Below are 15,801 nucleotides of genomic sequence, written 5' to 3' on the forward strand. Positions count from 1 at the left end.
GATGCTTGTCGACGGCCAAGGCGAGCAGCAAAAAGGCCCGCGCGGCACCACAGGAATCGGTGCACACGCGGGCCTTGACGCGAGAACTTACTCGGGCTTCACAAGCCCCAGCGAGATCTTGCCGCGGTTGTCGATGTCGAGGATCTCCACCTCGATCTTGTCGCCGACCTTGACCACGTCCTCGACCTTCTCCACGCGCTTGCCGTTGCCCAGCTTGGAGATGTGCAGCAGGCCGTCGCGGCCCGGCACGAGGGAGACGAACGCGCCGAAAGCGGTGGTCTTGACCACGGTGCCGAGGAAGCGCTCGCCGACCTTCGGCAGCTGCGGGTTGGCGATCGCGTTGATCTTCTCGATCGCGGCCTCAGCGGCCTCGCCGGTGGTGGCGGAGACGTAGACGGTGCCGTCCTCCTCGATGGAGACGTCCGCGCCGGTCTCCTCGGTGATCGCGTTGATGGTCTTGCCCTTCGGGCCGATGACCTCGCCGATCTTGGAGACCGGGACGGTGACGGTGGTGATGCGCGGAGCCAGCGGGCTCATCTCATCCGGGCCGTCGATGACCTCGGCCATGGTGTCGAGGATCGTCAGGCGGGCGTCGCGGGCCTGGGAGAGGGCGGCGGCGAGCACCTCGGACGGGATGCCGTCGAGCTTCGTGTCCAGCTGGAGCGCGGTGATGAACTCGGAGGTTCCCGCGACCTTGAAGTCCATGTCGCCGAAGGCGTCCTCGGCGCCGAGGATGTCCGTGAGCGCCACGTAGCGGGTCTCGCCGTCGACGTCGTCGGAGACCAGGCCCATCGCGATGCCCGCGACCGGAGCCTTCAGCGGCACGCCCGCGTTGTACAGCGACAGGGTGGACGCGCACACGGAGCCCATGGAGGTGGAGCCGTTGGAGCCGAGGGCCTCGGAGACCTGGCGGATGGCGTAGGGGAACTCCTCGCGGGACGGGATCACCGGCACGAGCGCGCGCTCGGCGAGCGCGCCGTGGCCGATCTCGCGGCGCTTCGGGGAGCCGACGCGGCCGGTCTCGCCGGTGGAGTACGGCGGGAAGTTGTAGTGGTGGATGTAGCGCTTGGAGGTCGTCGGGGTCAGCGAGTCGATCTGCTGCTCCATCTTGAGCATGTCGAGGGTGGTCACACCCAGGATCTGGGTCTCGCCGCGCTCGAAGAGCGAGGAGCCGTGGGCGCGCGGGACGAGGTCGACCTCGACGCCCAGGTCGCGGATGTCGGTGACGCCGCGGCCGTCGATGCGGAACTGCTCGGTGAGGATCTTCTGGCGGACGATCTTCTTCATCACCGCGTTGTAGGCTGCACGGATCTCCTTGGAGGCGTTCTCGTTGCCCTCGAAGTTCGGGAGCAGGTCGGCCTCGATGGACTCCATGTACTCGTTGGTGGCCTCGTCGCGCTCGAGCTTGGCCTTGATGGTCAGGAGCTTGGCCAGCTTCTTGGAGGCCTTCTTCTCCACCGCGGCGTAGACGTCGTCGGTGTAGGCCGGGAACAGCGGGAAGGTCTGGGTCTCCTTCGCGGCGCGCTCGGCCAGGCCGGCCTGCACGCGGCAGAGGATCTCGATGAACGGCTTGGCAGCCTCGAGGCCGGAGGCCACGACGGACTCGGTCGGTGCCGGTGCGCCGTCGGCGATGCGGGCGACGACCGACTCGGTCGCGCCTGCCTCCACCATCATGATGGCGACGTCCTCGACGGTCTTGTTGCCCTTCTTCTTGTTGACGATGCGGCCTGCGACGACCAGCTCGAACAGCGCCTTCTCGTGCTGCGGCTGGGTCGGGAACGCGACCCATTGCCCCTCGGGGTGCTTGTCATCGGCGATGAGCGCCATGCGCACGCCGCCGACGGCGCCGGAGACCGGCAGGCCGGACAGCTGGGTGGCGGCGGAGGCGCCGTTGATGGCGACGACGTCGTACATGTCCTCCGGGTTCATGGACAAGACGGTGACCACGACCTGCACCTCGTTGCGCAGCCCCTTGACGAAGGTGGGGCGCAGCGGGCGGTCGATGAGGCGGCAGGCGAGGATGGCCTCGGTGGACGGGCGGCCCTCGCGGCGGAAGAAGGAGCCGGGGATGCGGCCGCCGGCGTACATGCGCTCCTCGACGTCCACGGTCAGCGGGAAGAAGTCGAAGCCCTCGCGCGGCTGGTTGGAGGCGGTGGTGGTGGCCAGCAGCATGGTGTCATCGTCCAGGTAGGTGGTGACGGAGCCGTCTGCCTGGCGGGCCAGCTGGCCGGTTTCAAAACGGATAGTGCGGGTGCCAAAGTCACCGTTGTCGATGGTGGCTATGGCCTCGGTTACGCCAAATTCAGCGTCCTCGTTGTACTGAATGTGTGCGTTAGCGTTGCTCAAAATTCACGTCTCCTTGTCGCTTAGACGTTTCCCGGCGATCATCGGTGCCGCCTTTATGGATTCACAATCTCAAAAATCTTCGAACGTGCAACTTTCGGAATTCTAGCATGAAAAAACCCGCGCATCAGCACTGTTACGTGTGATACGCGGGTGAAACGCTGTGACGCTTAGCGACGCAGGCCCAGGCGGGCGATCAGGTCACGGTAGCGGTCAACGTTGTTGGCTGCCAGGTACTTCAGCAGGCCGCGGCGGCGACCGACCAGAAGCAGCAGACCACGGCGGGAGTGGTGGTCGTGCTTGTGGAACTTCAGGTGCTCGGTCAGGTTGTTGATGCGGCTGGTCAGCAGCGCAACCTGGGCCTCCGGAGAACCGGTGTCGGTCTCGTGCAGGCCGTACTCGGCGAGGATGGACTTCTTCTGCTCAGTGGTCAGTGCCATAGAGTAGTACTCCTATAAATATTTCAGTCCACATGAAAAATGCGCGGGTGTTGCCCGCGGCTCCCAACTGCTGTGGACCGCAGTAAAGAAGCCTTAAACACTCTAGCACACGAGCGCGCCGATTTCAGCATTTTCGCTTGTCGACGCCTTCGGCCTCACAGACCGCGGGCTACCCGACCGATGCGCTCCATGAACTCGGCGAGGAAGCGCTCGACGTCGACGGCGACCGCGACCTTGGCGTTTTTCACCGGGTCGTTCAGCCGGGTCTCGTCGCCGATGGTGCGCCCGCGGGTAGCGCCCTCGGTGTCGACCTTGAGGTTGATCGGCAGGGTCGTCACCAGCGACGGGTCGACGGCGACGCCAACGGCCAGCGGGTCGTGCAGGCCGCAGCCGCCGAGGTGCGGCGCGGTGGTGTCGTAGGCCTTGATGTAGTAGTCGGTCGCGTCCGCGAGGAAGGTGCCAGCGGGAGTCCCCAGCGCGCGCCACTGCTTGGTCTCCTCGTAGGTGAGTAGCGTCTGCAGCGTCACGTCAAGGCCGATCATGGTGATGTCGTTTGAATTGCGCACCATGATATCCGCGCCCTCGGGGTCCTGGTTGATGTTGGCCTCGGCCCACGGGCTCACGTTGCCGGGGACGGTCAGCGCGCCGCCCATGAACACGATGTGGGCGTTCTCGGCGAAGGTGGGATCCTTCTTGATCGCGGTGGCGATGTTCGTCATCGCGCCGGTCGGGATGATGACCAGCTCGTCGCCGTACTTCTTCACCGACTCGATGAGGAAGTCCACGGCGCCCTGCTCCTGCGGGGCGGCCTGGGCGTCGGGCACGACGGCCTCGCCGATGCCGTTGTTGCCGTGGATGAAGGCGGAGATCTCCAATACCTCGAAGGAGTCCTTGGCCAGCGCGTGGGGCTCGCCGATGAAGACGGGCACGTCGGCGCGGCCGAAGAGCTCGAGCAGAGCGAGGTCGTTGCGGGCGCCGGTCTCCACCAACACGTTGCCGTAGGTCGCGGTCACGCCGATGAGCTCGAGCTCCGGGGAGCCGAGCGTGTAGGCCAGCGCGAGGGCGTCGTCGATGCCGGTATCGAGGTCGAGGATTACTTTCTTCGCCACGTGGATTCTCCCTTTCTTAGGAAATGATATGTCTGCTGCTAGGGCTCGATGACGCGGTCGCCCAGGATGGCGCGCACGTCGTCGACGTCCTTGTGGATCGCTGTGAGCAGCTCTTCGACGCTGGTGAACTTCTCCATGCCGCGCACGAAGTCGACGAACTCGACCACGACGGTGTGCCCGTAGAGGTCCGCCTCGTGGTCGAGGACGAAGGACTCCACGCTGCGGCGCTCGTCGCCGAAGGTGGGGTTATGCCCCACCGAGATGGCCGCCATGTAGCGCACCTCGTGTTTCATCGTGCCCTCGATCGGCGCCTGCGAGACCACGCGCAGCCAGCCGGCGTAGACGCCGTCGGCGGGAAGCGCCACGGAATCCGGGAAGTAGAGGTTGGCCGTGGGGAACCCGAGCTCCTTGCCGCCGCGGCCCGCGCCGCGCACGACCTGCCCCTTGACCGAGTAGAGCCTGCCCAGCGCCCAGTTGGCGCGGGTGATATTGCCCTCGGCGAGGCAGTTGCGGATGAGCGTCGAGCACAGAACCGTGCCATCCTCGGCGAGCAGCGGGAGGACGTTGATCTCCACGCCGTACTTCTCCCCCAGCTCCTTGAGCGTGTCGGTGGTGCCCGCCGCCTTGTAGCCGAAGGTGAAGTTCTCCCCCACCACGACGGTGCGCGCGCGGAGGGTGTCCATGAGCACCTGAGTGAAGAACTCCTCCGGCTCGAGCCGGGCCATGTCGGCGTTGAAGCTCAGCGCGAGCATGTGATCGACGCCGAGCTCCGCGGCGAGATCCGCCCGCTCGCGCACCGAGCCCAGCATGGGCGGCATCCGGTCGGGGCGCAGCACGGCCAAGGGATGGGGGTTGAAGGTGAGCAGGATGCTCGGGATCTGTTGCTCGCGAGCCTTGGTCGTCGCCAAGCTAATAAGCGTCTTGTGACCGCGGTGAATGCCGTCGAAAACGCCGATGGTGACGACCGAAGCATCGAGCGATGCGGGGACGTCCTGAAGTCCGTGCCAGATATCCACGCCCTATAGCCTACGACATAGACTGGTCGTCATGAGTGATCCCCTTGAAACTTCCGGCCTCGTCGTCGTGGACAAACCCTCCGGAATGACCTCGCACGACGTGGTCGGACGCCTGCGTCGCTACTTTCGCACGAAGAAGGTCGGGCACTCCGGAACGCTCGACCCGATGGCGACCGGCGTGCTGGTTCTGGGGCTCGAGCGCGGCACGAAATACCTCGCGCACATGGTCGCCGACACCAAGTCGTACGCCGCGACCATCCGCCTGGGCGCCGCCACCACCACAGACGACAAGGAGGGCGAGGTCCTCTCGCGGGCCTCGGCCGCGCACGTCACCGACGAGCAGATCGCCGAGGGCATCGCCGCGCTCACGGGCAGGATCATGCAGAAGCCCGCTGCGGTCAGCGCCATCAAGATCAACGGCCGGCGCGCGCACGAGCTGGTCCGCGAGGGCGTCGAGGTGGACATCCCCGCTCGCCCCGTGACGGTCACCCGCTTCGACGTGCTCGACACCCGCCGCGAGGGGGACTACGTCGACCTCGACGTGGAGGTCGACTGCAGCTCGGGCACCTACATCCGCTCGCTCGCCCGCGACCTCGGCGCCGCGCTCGGCGTCGGCGGGCACCTGACAGCGCTGCGGCGGACCGCCGTCGGACCGTTTTCGCTTGCCGACGCCTATCGGCTGGATGACCTCGAGGACAACCCGCGCCTGTCGATGAGCCTCGACGAGGCGCTCATCCGCACCTACCCCGTGCTCGAGGTGACCGCGGATGAGGCCGCCGCGCTCGCGCTGGGAAAGTGGCTCGAGCCGCGCGGCCTCAAGGGCGTCCACGCGGCCGTCGGCCCCGACGGCAAGGCGATCGCGCTGGTCAAGGAGAAGGGCAAGCGGCTGTCCACCGTGTTCGTCGCCCGCCCCGCCACGCTCTAGCGCGGCCGGGCCATCTAGGTCTCTAGGTCTCTAGGTCACAGCCGTGGTGGCGATGATGAACCCGTCCTTGATCATCCATTTGCCCTCGATGAACGGCACGGGGGTGGGGCGAAGCAGCAGGTAGGAGACGAAGGTGCCGTCGTCGCGCAGGTCGATCTCCGCCTGCTCGAAGCCGAGCCAGCGCCTAGTAAGCGGGAACCACGCCTTGTAGGTGGCCTCCTTGGCGCAGAACAGTAGGCGGTCCGCGCAGCCGACCCCCTTGTCCTTCAGGTAGCTGAGCTGCGCCAGCTCGCTGGGGCGCGAGATCGACGGGAGCACGCCGTCTGGCAGCGGCTCGGCCACCTCGGCGTCCAGCCCCATCGAGCGCACCAGCAGCCGGGGCGCCACCACCGCGGCGCGCAGCCCGTCGGTGTGGGTGAGCGACCCGGACACCGAGGCAGGCCACAGCGGCATCCCGCGCTCGCCGCGCAGGATCGGCTCGCCCGTGTCGCGGTCGAGCGCCTTGAGCGCCTCGTGCGCGCACCAGCGCGCGTCGCCGAACTCCGCCTTGCGCACGTCGACAGCGTGGGCGACGAGCGCGCGCTCGAGAGGATGCAGGTTGCGGAAGTTGGTCAGGTCGTGTTGGTCGGTGGGCACGAGCTTGACCACGTACTTGGCGCTGGGTGGGAAGAGATCCGCCTCGAGCATCAGTTCACCTCCAACACGGGCACGGGCCAGGGACGATCGGCGGGCAGCCGCTCCCACTCGCGGGGATAACCGAGGGACACCTCCATGTGATCGATGCCGTCGACGGTGGTCACGCCCGGCGTGTGCAGGTGCCCGTACACGACTTTGACCGCATTATATCGTTGCGCCCACGTGCGGGTATGGCGGGTGCCGCACCACAGCCCCAGCTCCTTGAGCCGGAGCTTGTTCACCGGTTCCGCGATGAGCGGCCAGTGGTTGATGAGCAGCGTCGGGCCCGTCACGCGGCTGAGCCGTTTCACCGAGTAGGCCAGGCGATCCCAGCACCAGGCGCGCACGTCGACGAACGGGGCGATGGCGAACTCGTCGGTCAGCATGACCTGCTTGTCGCGGGCCGCCTGGACGGCCTGCTCCACGGTAAGCTCCTGCGGCTTGAAGGAGTAGTCGTACAGGGTAAACAGCGGGACGATGGTGACCCCGCCGAAGACCGGGTACGGGTCCTCCGGGGTGAGCACGTCGATCTTGCGGCAGGCAGCGACCAGCTCCTCGTACTTCCCGCGGCCCTGATGGCGGTCGGTGGAACGGGAAAACAGCTCGTGGTTGCCCGGCACCCAGATCACCTGCGCGAAGCGTTTGCGCAGCTGGTTGAGCACCTGGATGACCAGCTCGGTGCGCTCGGCGACGTCACCCGCGACGATGAGCCAGTCGCTGGGGTCCTTGGGCTGGATCGCGTCGATCCACTGCGCGTTGGCCTTGACCGCCGCGTGCAAATCAGCGACAGCCCACAACGTCTGAGTCACTGCGTTTACACCTTTCGTTCATGGCCACTGGCCCATAACCAAAGCGGGGCGCAAAAGCGAAGGCCCCAGCCCCCACTACTGTGGCACACTCACGCGACACCGGCCCTGCACGACGCGAGAGTAGCCCCTCGAACTTGGGGATTCCTAGGAAGTCGCTGCCCATTTCATCGATTGAAAGCGGTAGACAACCCCCGAAAGGCGTAGGACGACGAAGACGAAGAGCCCCACCCACACACCCGTGAGCCCCCAGCCGAAGACCAGAGACAGCCAGACGAAAGGCAGGAACCCGAACAGCGCCGAGGCCATCGAGATGTTGCGAAGGAAGGCAGCGTCCCCGGCGCCGAGGAGCACACCGTCCAGGGCGAAGACCACGCCGCCCACCACGATGAGCGCGATGAGTAGCCACCACGGGTGTGCCATGGCGCCCAAAACCTCCCCGTCGCGGGTGAACGCCCGCGGGATGAGCCGGTAGCCCGCGGCGAAGACGAGCGCCAAGACCACCGCGACCCCGCTCGAGTACGCGACCACCTTCAGCCCCACGGCGCGCGCCCGGGCGACCGCACCGGCACCCAGCGCCGCGCCGGTGAGCGTCTGCGCCGCGATGGCCAGCGAGTCGAGCACGAGCGTGAGGAAGTTCCACAGCTGCAGCATGACCTGGTGGCCTGCCAGCGAGGCGGCGCCGAAGCGACTGGCCACCGCCGCAGCCGACACGAAGGAGACCTGGAAGGACAGCGATCGAAGAATGAGGTTCGAGCCCAGCTTCAGCTGCTCGCGGATGACCGACCACGACGGCTTCCACGGCCCCTCGTGGAACTTCGCCAGGCACCCCGCGAACAGCGTCGCGGTAATAACCGTGCCCATGAGGTTGGCCGCGGCCGAGCCGACAAGCCCCCACTTGGCCACGAAGACCGGGATGGCGATCGCGCCGGGGATCACGCCCGCCAGCGTGAAGACGAGCGGCAGCCGGGTGTTCTGGATCCCGCGCAGCCAGCCGTTTCCGGCCATCTCGATGAGGACGAGCGGGATGCCGAAGGCGGTGATCCTCAGCCAGTGGGAGGCGGCGTCGGCCACCTGCGGGTCGGAGCTCAGCCACCAGGCAAATCGCCGCGCGTTGAAGAAGACGATTGCACACAACACGATGCCGACGCTCAGCGCCACCCACGTCGCCTGCACCCCCTCGGCGATGGCCGCGGATCGCCTGCCCGCGCCGAAAAGCCGCGAGCTGCGCGCGGTCGTGCCGTAAGACAGGAAGGTCAACTGGGTGGTGACCTGCGAATAGACGGTCGTTCCCGCACCCAGCGCGGCAAGGTTGAGCGCGCCGGTGTGCCCCACCACGGAGGTGTCGAGCAGGAGGAACAGCGGGGTCGCCGACAGCACGCCGAGGGCGGGCAGCGCCAGGTTGAGGAGGATCGCCAGGCTCACCTTGTCCGAGGCGGGCCGGGAATCTTCGTCGGTGTCTTGGGTACGCACTCGGGCCAGTCTATCCGCTTTGGGATCGCGCGTGCGAGAACGCCCCGGGCGCCTAGATGCGCCTGAGGCACTCCCCCACGATGGAGTCGATGATCCGGGCGACCACGTGCTCGGTGGTGCCGAAGGCCGTCACCCCGGCGGAGTGGCGGTGCCCGCCGCCGCCCATGTTCTTGGCCACCTGGGAGACGTCGTAGGTAGTAGACCGGAAGGAGATGGCGAAGTCGCCGGGCGCGTACTCCTTCAGCACGACGACGATGTCCCCGTCGGAGACGCCGCGGATCATGTCCGCGATCCGCTCGACCGCTGCCTGGGAGTGCCCGCGGATGCGGTCGCGGGATGCGACCGCGAAGACGACGTTGAGGCTGCCGACCTTGACCTGCCGCAGGTCCTCCAGGACCCGGCCGATCATCACGAGGTCCGACACGGTACCGCCGTCGAAAAGCTCATTGCCGATCTTCCTGATGTCCAACCCCGTGTCCACCAGCTCCTTGGCGAGCGTGTGCATCTGGGGGCGGCCCCAGCGGAAGCCGTCGGTGTCGGTGCACAGGCCGGCGTACAGGCAGTGCGCGATGGTCTGATCGAGCGTGACGTCGAGGTAGCGGAACCACTCGCGAAGAACCGTGGTGCTGGACTCGGCGGACTTGTCGATGAGGTTGATGCCCGCGAACCCGCGGTTGGTGGCGTGGTGGTCGACGAGCACGACCCGCTCGGGGTTGGCGAGGATCTCCGGCTGCAGGCAGCCCGTGCGCGAGGAGGCGCCGCAGTCGACGACGATGACGACGTCGCACTGGGGCAGCCGGTCGACGACCTCGATATCGCTGGCACCCGGGATGCAAAAGAGCTCCTCGTCGATGGGGATCCGCTGCCCCACCACCCCGCGGGCTTCGATGCCGAGCTGTCCCAGCGCGGCGACGGTCGCACAGACGCTGCCGATGGCGTCCGCGTCGGGGTTGACGTGGCCGACCACCGCAACCTTGTTCGCCGTGGTGACGAGGCGGGTGGCCGATTCGAACGCTTCCCGCAGCTTCGCCGCGGCCAACGCAACTGTCATGACGAGGGACCCTTCTGCTCCGCGAGAGCTCCGAACCGAACGTATGCCTGCACCACCCGCGGGCGATTCCGACCCGCTTCGCATACCCCTACCAGTCTATAGGTTGGCGGCGTATTTATTCGTCTTCTTCGCTCGTCTTGTAGGGATTCGCGTCACCCGCCGGCACCGCGTGCTCCTTGAGCTTGGCCAGCTCCTCGTCGCGGGCGCGGGCCTTGGCGAGCAGCGCCTCCATGTGCGCGGTGGCCTCGGGGACCGAGTCGAACTCGAAGGACAGCGTCGGGGTGAAGCGGACGCTCAGCTGGTCGCCGACGATCTTGCGCAGCTGGCCGCGGGCGCGGTTGAGCGCCTCGGCGGCCCCCTTGACGTCGGGTTCCTGGTCGATGGTGCGGCCGCGGACGGTGTAGTAGACCGTCGCGTCGTGAAGGTCGCCGGTCACCCGGGTGTCGGTCACCGTAACGTACTCGAGGCGAGCATCCTTGATTTCGCGTTCGATCGCCGTGGCGACGATCGTCTGAATGCGTTTGGCAAGGCGCGCAGCGCGTGCGTGATCAGCCATTGTGTACTCCTCAAGTAGAAAGCTCGTGTCGATGCACCCTGGAGGCCTACCCGCGCCCGGTTCTACGGGCCCGCGTGGGTCTCCGGCAGGTGCAATCTTAGTGGGTTTGTTCGCATCGGGTGCAGTGCCCGTGCATAGGTTCAAGGGCAGGGCGGTGTCATCTTCGGCACTACCCTGCCCTTGTTCTTGCCCGCTTGTCGACGCCTACGGCGCCGAGCCTAGGGGCAGCGTCCCGCGATTAGGTGCGCGGAACCTCCACCTGCTCGAAGACCTCGATGATGTCGCCGACCTGGATGTCCGGGTAGCTGAGCACCATACCGCACTCGTAACCGGCGGACACCTCGATGACGTCATCCTTCTCACGGCGCAGCGACTCGATCGTCGCGTTGTCGGCCACGACGTTGCCGTCGCGGATGAGGCGGATGGACGCGTTGCGGCGGACCTTGCCGGTCTCGACCATGCAGCCCGCGATGAGGCCGACGGCGGAGGCCTTGAAGATGGCGCGGATCTCGGCGCGACCAACCTCGTGCTCCTCGTAGATCGGCTTGAGCATGCCCTTAAGGGCCTGCTCGACCTCTTCGATGGCGCGGTAGATGACCGTGTAGTAGCGGATGTCGACGCCATCGGCATTGGCCTCCTCGGTCGCCTTGCCCTCGGCGCGAACGTTGAAGGCGATGATGACGGCATCCGAGGCCGCTGCCAGCGAGACGTTGGTCTGCGTGACGGCACCGACGCCGCGGTCAATGATGTTCAGCTGAACCTCGTCGTCGACCTCGATCTTGAGCAGGGCCTCTTCCAGGGCTTCCACCGAACCGGCGTTGTCGCCCTTGAGGATGAGGTTGAGGGTCGAGGTCTCCTTGAGCACCGCATCCAGGTCCTCGAGGGAGACGCGCTTGCGGGTCTTCGCGGCCAGGGCGTTGCGCTTGCGCGCGTTGCGCTGATTCGCGATCTGGCGAGCCACGCGGTCGTCCTCCACCACGAGCAGGTTATCGCCGGCGCCGGGGACGCCGTTGAGGCCCTGCATCTGGACCGGGCGGGAAGGACCGGCCTCCTCGACGTCGTTGCCGAACTCGTCGACCATGCGGCGCACGCGGCCGTAGGCGTCGCCCGCGACGACGGAGTCGCCGACGCGGAGGGTACCGCGCTGGACGATGACGGTCGCAACCGGGCCGCGGCCGCGGTCGAGGTGCGCCTCGATGGCGACACCCTGGGCGTCCATGTCCGGGTTCGCGCGCAGGTCCAGGGAGGCGTCCGCGGTGAGCAGGACCGCCTCGAGCAGGCCATCGATGTTGATGTTCTGCTTCGCCGAGATGTCGACGAACATGGTGTCTCCGCCGTACTCCTCGGGCACCAGGCCGTACTCGGTGAGCTGGCCACGGATCTTCTCCGGGGACGCGCCCGGCTTGTCGATCTTGTTCACGGCGACCACGATCGGCACGTCGGCGGCCTTCGCGTGGTTGATGGCCTCCACCGTCTGCGGCATGACGCCGTCGTCGGCGGCGACGACCAGAACCGCGATATCGGTCGACTTCGCTCCGCGGGCACGCATGGCGGTGAACGCCTCGTGGCCCGGGGTATCCAGGAAGGTGATCTTGCGCGGGTTGCCGTCGATGTTGACGGTGACCTGGTAGGCGCCGATGCCCTGGGTGATGCCGCCGGCCTCGTCGGACCCGACGTTGGTCTTGCGGATAGTGTCCAGAAGGCGGGTCTTACCGTGGTCGACGTGACCCATGACGGTGACCACCGGCGGGCGCTGGGCGAGGTCCTCCTCGGTGCCCTCGTCCTCGCCGAACTGGAGGTCGAAGGACTCGAGCAGCTCGCGGTCCTCATCCTCCGGCGAGACGACCTGAACCTTGTAGTTCATCTCGTCGCCGAGCAGCATGAGGGTCTCCTCGCTGACGGACGCGGTAGCCGTGACCATCTCGCCGAGGTTGAACAACGCCTGCACGAGTGCTGCGGGCTCCGCGCCGATCTTCTCGGCGAAGTCGGACAGGGAGGCGCCGCGCGCGAGGCGGACGGTGGCGCCGCCACCGTCGGGCAGGCGAACGCCACCGATGACGTTCGGCGCCTGCATTGCCTCGTACTCGTTGCGCTTCTGACGCTTCGACTTACGACCCTTGCGCGGTGCGCCACCCGGACGACCGAATGCGCCCGCGGTGCCGCCGCGGCGACCGCCACGACCTGCTCCGCCGCCACGACCGCCGAAGCCGCCCTGGCTCGGGCCGTGCTGACCGCCCTGGCCACCGCGACCGCGGTTACCGCCCTGCGCGCGCGAGGGCATCTGGCCCGGGTTCGGGTGCGACGGCATCATGGCCGGCGACGGGCGACGACCGCCACCCTGACGCTCCTGACCACCCTGCTGGCTGCCCTGCTGCGGACGCGAATCGCGACGCTGCTGGCCACCGCGGTTGCCGCCCGGGCGCGGTGCGCGCTCGCCGGAGGCGTTGTTGCCGCGGTTGCCGCCGGGACGGGGGCCGCCGCCCGGACGCGGTGCCGGACGCTCGCCGCCACCGGTCGAGAACGGGTTGTTGGCCACGCGCGGCGCGCGGCCGCCCGGCTTCGGGCCGGGGCGGTTCGCGTTCGCACCCGGGCGCGCCTGCGGGCGGGGCATGGCGCCGGGGGTCGCCTGCGGCTTCTCGGCAGGCTTCTGGCCGGACTCGAACTTCGGCGCGGCAGGCTTCGGCGCAGCGGGCTTGGCGTGGGTGCCAGGCTTGGGTGCAGCGGCCTTCGGCGCTGCGGGCTTCGCCTGAGCGGCCGGGGCCGCTGGCTTGGCGGGCGCGGCCGGCTTGGGGGACGCGGGCTTAGGTGCCGCAGCCTTGGGCGCTGCGGGCTTGGTCGGCGCCGCCTTGGACGGCGCATCCTTCTGCTCGGCCTTGTCCGCCGAGCCGTAGTGCTCCTTCATCTTCTTCACCACCGGGGGTTCGATGGTCGAAGATGCAGTCTTAACGAACTCGCCTTGTTCCTTCAACGTAGCGAGCAGTTCTTTGCTTGTTACACCGAGCTGCTTTGCCAGCTCATGTACACGTAGCTTTCCGGGCACTTCTCTCCTTGTGTTACGGAAGGAAGCAATCGAACCCGGCGAGCCGGGCCTAGAGTGTGCTTCCAACCTTGTTGATGTTGACGTTCATCGCTGATGCTTCATCGTGTGCTCATCAGTGTTCGGTCTTCCTTTATCTGTCGGGTCTTGGGGCGGTGATCGCCTCTAGGTACTTGCGTACATGACCTGCGTCTACCGGGGTAGACACCTTGAGCGCCCGCTGAAAGGCGTGGCGCTTCAATGCAAGCTCCAATGCATCCAGAGTGGGAGTAATCCACGCCCCGCGCCCCGCCGCGCGCCTGCGCGGGTCAGCCACGAGCGTCGACCGATCCGAGGGATCGAGGACGATTCTCAGCAGCTGGGACTGGGGTTTGCGGGTCTTGGTGGCGATGCAGGTGCGAATGGGTTCTTCAGAGGCTGGGGACTGATCAGCGGTGCTGACTGCAGAATCCGACATCTGATTCATCCGACTCCTTTTCCTGCTCGACGCTTTACTCTCCTCATTCCGCGCGCCGCGCCGCTTACGCGGCGAATTTAGGCAGCACGAAACATGCTCTTGGGCCGTGAAACAGTGTACGCCATTGCCCCCGACTGGGGCAATTAATTTTCGCCTCGCGCGCCTTGGCCGTCGACAAGCGAAAACGACCAGGTGAGGTTGCGCACAACGCAACGACACCTGTCCGCGAAGAGGAAACGAAACCGCTAGCTCGCGTCGGAGCGGATGTCGATCTTCCAGCCGGTCAGGCGCGCGGCGAGGCGGGCGTTCTGCCCCTCCTTGCCGATCGCGAGGGAGAGCTGGTAGTCCGGCACCGTGACGCGGGCGGCCTGCGCCTCCGGGTCGATGACCTCGACGTGGACGACCTTGGACGGCGCGAGCGCGTTGCCCACGTAGGTGGCCGGATCCTCGGAGAAGTCGATGATGTCGATCTTTTCCCCGCCGAGCTCGTTCATGATGTTGTTCACGCGCTGGCCGCGGGGGCCGATGCAGGCGCCCTTGGCGTTGAGCCCCTTCTTGTTGGCCTTGACCGCGACCTTCGAGCGGTGACCAGCCTCGCGGGCGATGGAGACGATCTCGACGGAGCCGTCGGCGACCTCGGGGACCTCCAGCTCGAAGAGCTTGCGGACGAGCTCCGGGTGGGTGCGCGAGAGGTTGATCTGCAGGTTGCGCGGGTTGTTGCGGGTAACCCCCACGACGAAGGTCTTCACGCGGTCGCCGTGCTTGAGCTTCTCGCCCGGGATCTGCTCGGCCGGGAGGATGATGCCGTCCTGGCCCTCGAGCTCGGTGCCGAGGTGGACCACGACGATCCCGCGCTCGTTGGCGAATGCGTCGGCCTGAACGATGCCGGAGACGATGGTGCCCTCGTAGCCGGAGTAGGCGCTGTAGGCCTGGGAGGTCTCGGCCTCGCGGAGGCGCTTGACGATGGCGTCGCGGACGGCCTGCGCACCCACGCGGCCGAAGTTGGCCGGGGTGTCATCGTACTCGGACTCGAGGTTGCCCTCCTCGTCGAACTCGGAGACGACCACGCTCACCTCGCCGGTGGCGGCATCAATATCGACTCGCGCCTTGGACTGATCGGTGGCCTTGGTTCCCTTGAACTCTCGGTAGGCGAAAAGCAGCGCCCCCGCGATGGTCTCAAGCAGATCGTCGACCTGAATCCCCGCCTGGGACTCGATGTTCTTCAGCGCTTGAATGTCGATATTCACTTGTTGTTGTCCTCTCGCCGCTCTACGGCTTCCTCGAATGAAAGCGCGACCAGCTCCATCTCGTCGGCCGCGGGTTGTGCAAACTCAATTTCTACCATCGAATCGCCGTGCTGCGCCAATTCCGCCGTCTCCACGACCAGCTTCTTGCCTTGGCGCGCGACGAGCACCACCTGCGCCTCGTCCGGGGCGAGCGCGCCGATGCGCCACACGGACTTCTTGCCGTCCTCGACGAGGGTGACCAGCCGTCCGCGGTTGCGGCGCCAGTGGCGCGGCAAGGTAAGCGCCATGTCGGTGCCCGGGGTGCCCACCTCGAGGGTGTAGCCCGGGCCGAAATTGAGCTCGCCGGAGTCCTCCTTGGCGTCGAAGAGGGCGGACAGCTCGTTGGACAAGACCTCCAAGGTGTCGGAGTTCACCCGCGAGTCGGAGTCGACGGCGACCGCCACGAGCGACTTCTTCCCCGCCCGGGAGACCTTGACCTTTTCCAGGTCCAGGCCGTGGGCCGCGGCCACGGGGGTGATGATCTCGGTCAGCTGTTCAACGCTTGGGAATGCCATGGGGGAAATCATATCGCGATGACGCGTTGCGGCTGCACCGCGGGCGCCGTGGGTGCCGTGGGCAAAGCCCTCGCACCGCGCCTGCCGCACCCCTCGCTTCCCCGCGCGGGAG

Annotated in this window: 14 protein-coding genes; 1 reads left to right on the forward strand and 13 read right to left on the reverse strand. The window is 67.0% G+C overall.

Annotated elements, in window-relative coordinates; genetic code table 11:
• Window positions 1-87: 87 nt before the first annotated feature.
• From B843_RS08290 to B843_RS08305, 4 genes are all read right to left on the reverse strand, one after another.
• Entirely contained in the window at window positions 88-2,346 is a 2,259-nt protein-coding gene (locus B843_RS08290) for a polyribonucleotide nucleotidyltransferase (RefSeq protein WP_025253043.1), read from the reverse strand.
• Between the two features lie 167 nt (window positions 2,347-2,513).
• A complete protein-coding gene (rpsO, locus tag B843_RS08295) occupies window positions 2,514-2,783 on the reverse strand; it encodes a 30S ribosomal protein S15 (protein WP_025253044.1) in 270 nt (89 codons plus the stop codon).
• Between the two features lie 155 nt (window positions 2,784-2,938).
• A complete protein-coding gene (locus B843_RS08300; RefSeq protein WP_025253045.1) occupies window positions 2,939-3,892 on the reverse strand; it encodes a nucleoside hydrolase in 954 nt (317 codons plus the stop codon).
• A 38-nt stretch (window positions 3,893-3,930) separates the two neighbouring features.
• The gene (locus B843_RS08305; RefSeq protein WP_025253046.1) at window positions 3,931-4,908 is read right to left on the reverse strand and encodes a bifunctional riboflavin kinase/FAD synthetase; all 978 of its coding nucleotides are present in this window, start codon (window positions 4,906-4,908) and stop codon (window positions 3,931-3,933) included.
• Between the two features lie 31 nt (window positions 4,909-4,939).
• Here B843_RS08305 and truB point away from each other — a divergent pair, with 31 nt between their 5' ends.
• Window positions 4,940-5,833, forward strand: coding sequence for a tRNA pseudouridine(55) synthase TruB (gene truB, locus B843_RS08310; protein WP_025253047.1), 894 nt, complete (start codon window positions 4,940-4,942; stop codon window positions 5,831-5,833).
• A 30-nt stretch (window positions 5,834-5,863) separates the two neighbouring features.
• On the opposite strand, the gene B843_RS08315 is transcribed toward truB, so the two are convergent.
• From B843_RS08315 to rimP, 9 genes are all read right to left on the reverse strand, one after another.
• Window positions 5,864-6,520: a 4'-phosphopantetheinyl transferase family protein gene (locus B843_RS08315; RefSeq protein WP_025253048.1), complete on the reverse strand. Its 657-nt coding sequence runs from the start codon at window positions 6,518-6,520 to the stop codon at window positions 5,864-5,866.
• Window positions 6,520-7,317 carry a metallophosphoesterase family protein gene (locus B843_RS08320; RefSeq protein WP_025253049.1) on the reverse strand — a complete coding sequence of 266 codons (798 nt, stop codon included), beginning with the start codon at window positions 7,315-7,317 and terminating at the stop codon, window positions 6,520-6,522. Before B843_RS08320 ends, B843_RS08315 begins: the two co-directional genes overlap by 1 nt.
• Before the next feature lie 144 nt (window positions 7,318-7,461).
• The gene (locus tag B843_RS08325; RefSeq protein ID WP_034648532.1) at window positions 7,462-8,739 is read right to left on the reverse strand and encodes an MATE family efflux transporter; all 1,278 of its coding nucleotides are present in this window, start codon (window positions 8,737-8,739) and stop codon (window positions 7,462-7,464) included.
• A gap of 100 nt (window positions 8,740-8,839) precedes the next feature.
• Complete coding sequence (locus B843_RS08330) at window positions 8,840-9,838, reverse strand: DHH family phosphoesterase (protein WP_034648318.1); 999 nt, start codon at window positions 9,836-9,838, stop codon at window positions 8,840-8,842.
• Window positions 9,839-9,953: 115 nt separating this feature from the next.
• Complete coding sequence (rbfA, locus tag B843_RS08335; RefSeq protein ID WP_025253052.1) at window positions 9,954-10,394, reverse strand: 30S ribosome-binding factor RbfA; 441 nt, start codon at window positions 10,392-10,394, stop codon at window positions 9,954-9,956.
• A 238-nt stretch (window positions 10,395-10,632) separates the two neighbouring features.
• A complete protein-coding gene (infB, locus tag B843_RS08340) occupies window positions 10,633-13,434 on the reverse strand; it encodes a translation initiation factor IF-2 (RefSeq protein ID WP_025253053.1) in 2,802 nt (933 codons plus the stop codon).
• 130 nt (window positions 13,435-13,564) lie between these two features.
• Window positions 13,565-13,897, reverse strand: coding sequence for a YlxR family protein (locus B843_RS08345; RefSeq protein ID WP_081751537.1), 333 nt, complete (start codon window positions 13,895-13,897; stop codon window positions 13,565-13,567).
• A gap of 236 nt (window positions 13,898-14,133) precedes the next feature.
• On the reverse strand, window positions 14,134-15,135 hold the full coding sequence (gene nusA, locus B843_RS08350; protein ID WP_025253054.1) for a transcription termination factor NusA: 1,002 nt from the start codon (window positions 15,133-15,135) through the stop codon (window positions 14,134-14,136).
• Window positions 15,132-15,689 (reverse strand): ribosome maturation factor RimP, encoded by a 558-nt coding sequence (gene rimP / locus B843_RS08355; RefSeq protein WP_025253055.1) that lies wholly within the window; start codon window positions 15,687-15,689, stop codon window positions 15,132-15,134. Before rimP ends, nusA begins: the two co-directional genes overlap by 4 nt.
• Window positions 15,690-15,801 lie beyond the last annotated feature (112 nt).

This window comes from Corynebacterium vitaeruminis DSM 20294 (assembly GCF_000550805.1).
Classification (GTDB): Bacteria; Actinomycetota; Actinomycetes; order Mycobacteriales; family Mycobacteriaceae; genus Corynebacterium; species Corynebacterium vitaeruminis.

Bases quoted from the DNA above. Each gene is read 5' to 3' on its own strand.
- rpsO (WP_025253044.1), bottom strand. From the start codon at position 2,783: ATGGCACTGACCACTGAGCAGAAGAAGTCCATCCTCGCCGAGTACGGC.
- rimP (WP_025253055.1), bottom strand. From the start codon at position 15,689: ATGGCATTCCCAAGCGTTGAACAGCTGACCGAGATCATCACCCCCGTG.
- rbfA (WP_025253052.1), bottom strand. From the start codon at position 10,394: ATGGCTGATCACGCACGCGCTGCGCGCCTTGCCAAACGCATTCAGACG.
- B843_RS08345 (WP_081751537.1), bottom strand. From the start codon at position 13,897: ATGAATCAGATGTCGGATTCTGCAGTCAGCACCGCTGATCAGTCCCCA.
- B843_RS08330 (WP_034648318.1), bottom strand. From the start codon at position 9,838: ATGACAGTTGCGTTGGCCGCGGCGAAGCTGCGGGAAGCGTTCGAATCG.
- truB (WP_025253047.1), top strand. From the start codon at position 4,940: ATGAGTGATCCCCTTGAAACTTCCGGCCTCGTCGTCGTGGACAAACCC.
- B843_RS08315 (WP_025253048.1), bottom strand. From the start codon at position 6,520: ATGCTCGAGGCGGATCTCTTCCCACCCAGCGCCAAGTACGTGGTCAAG.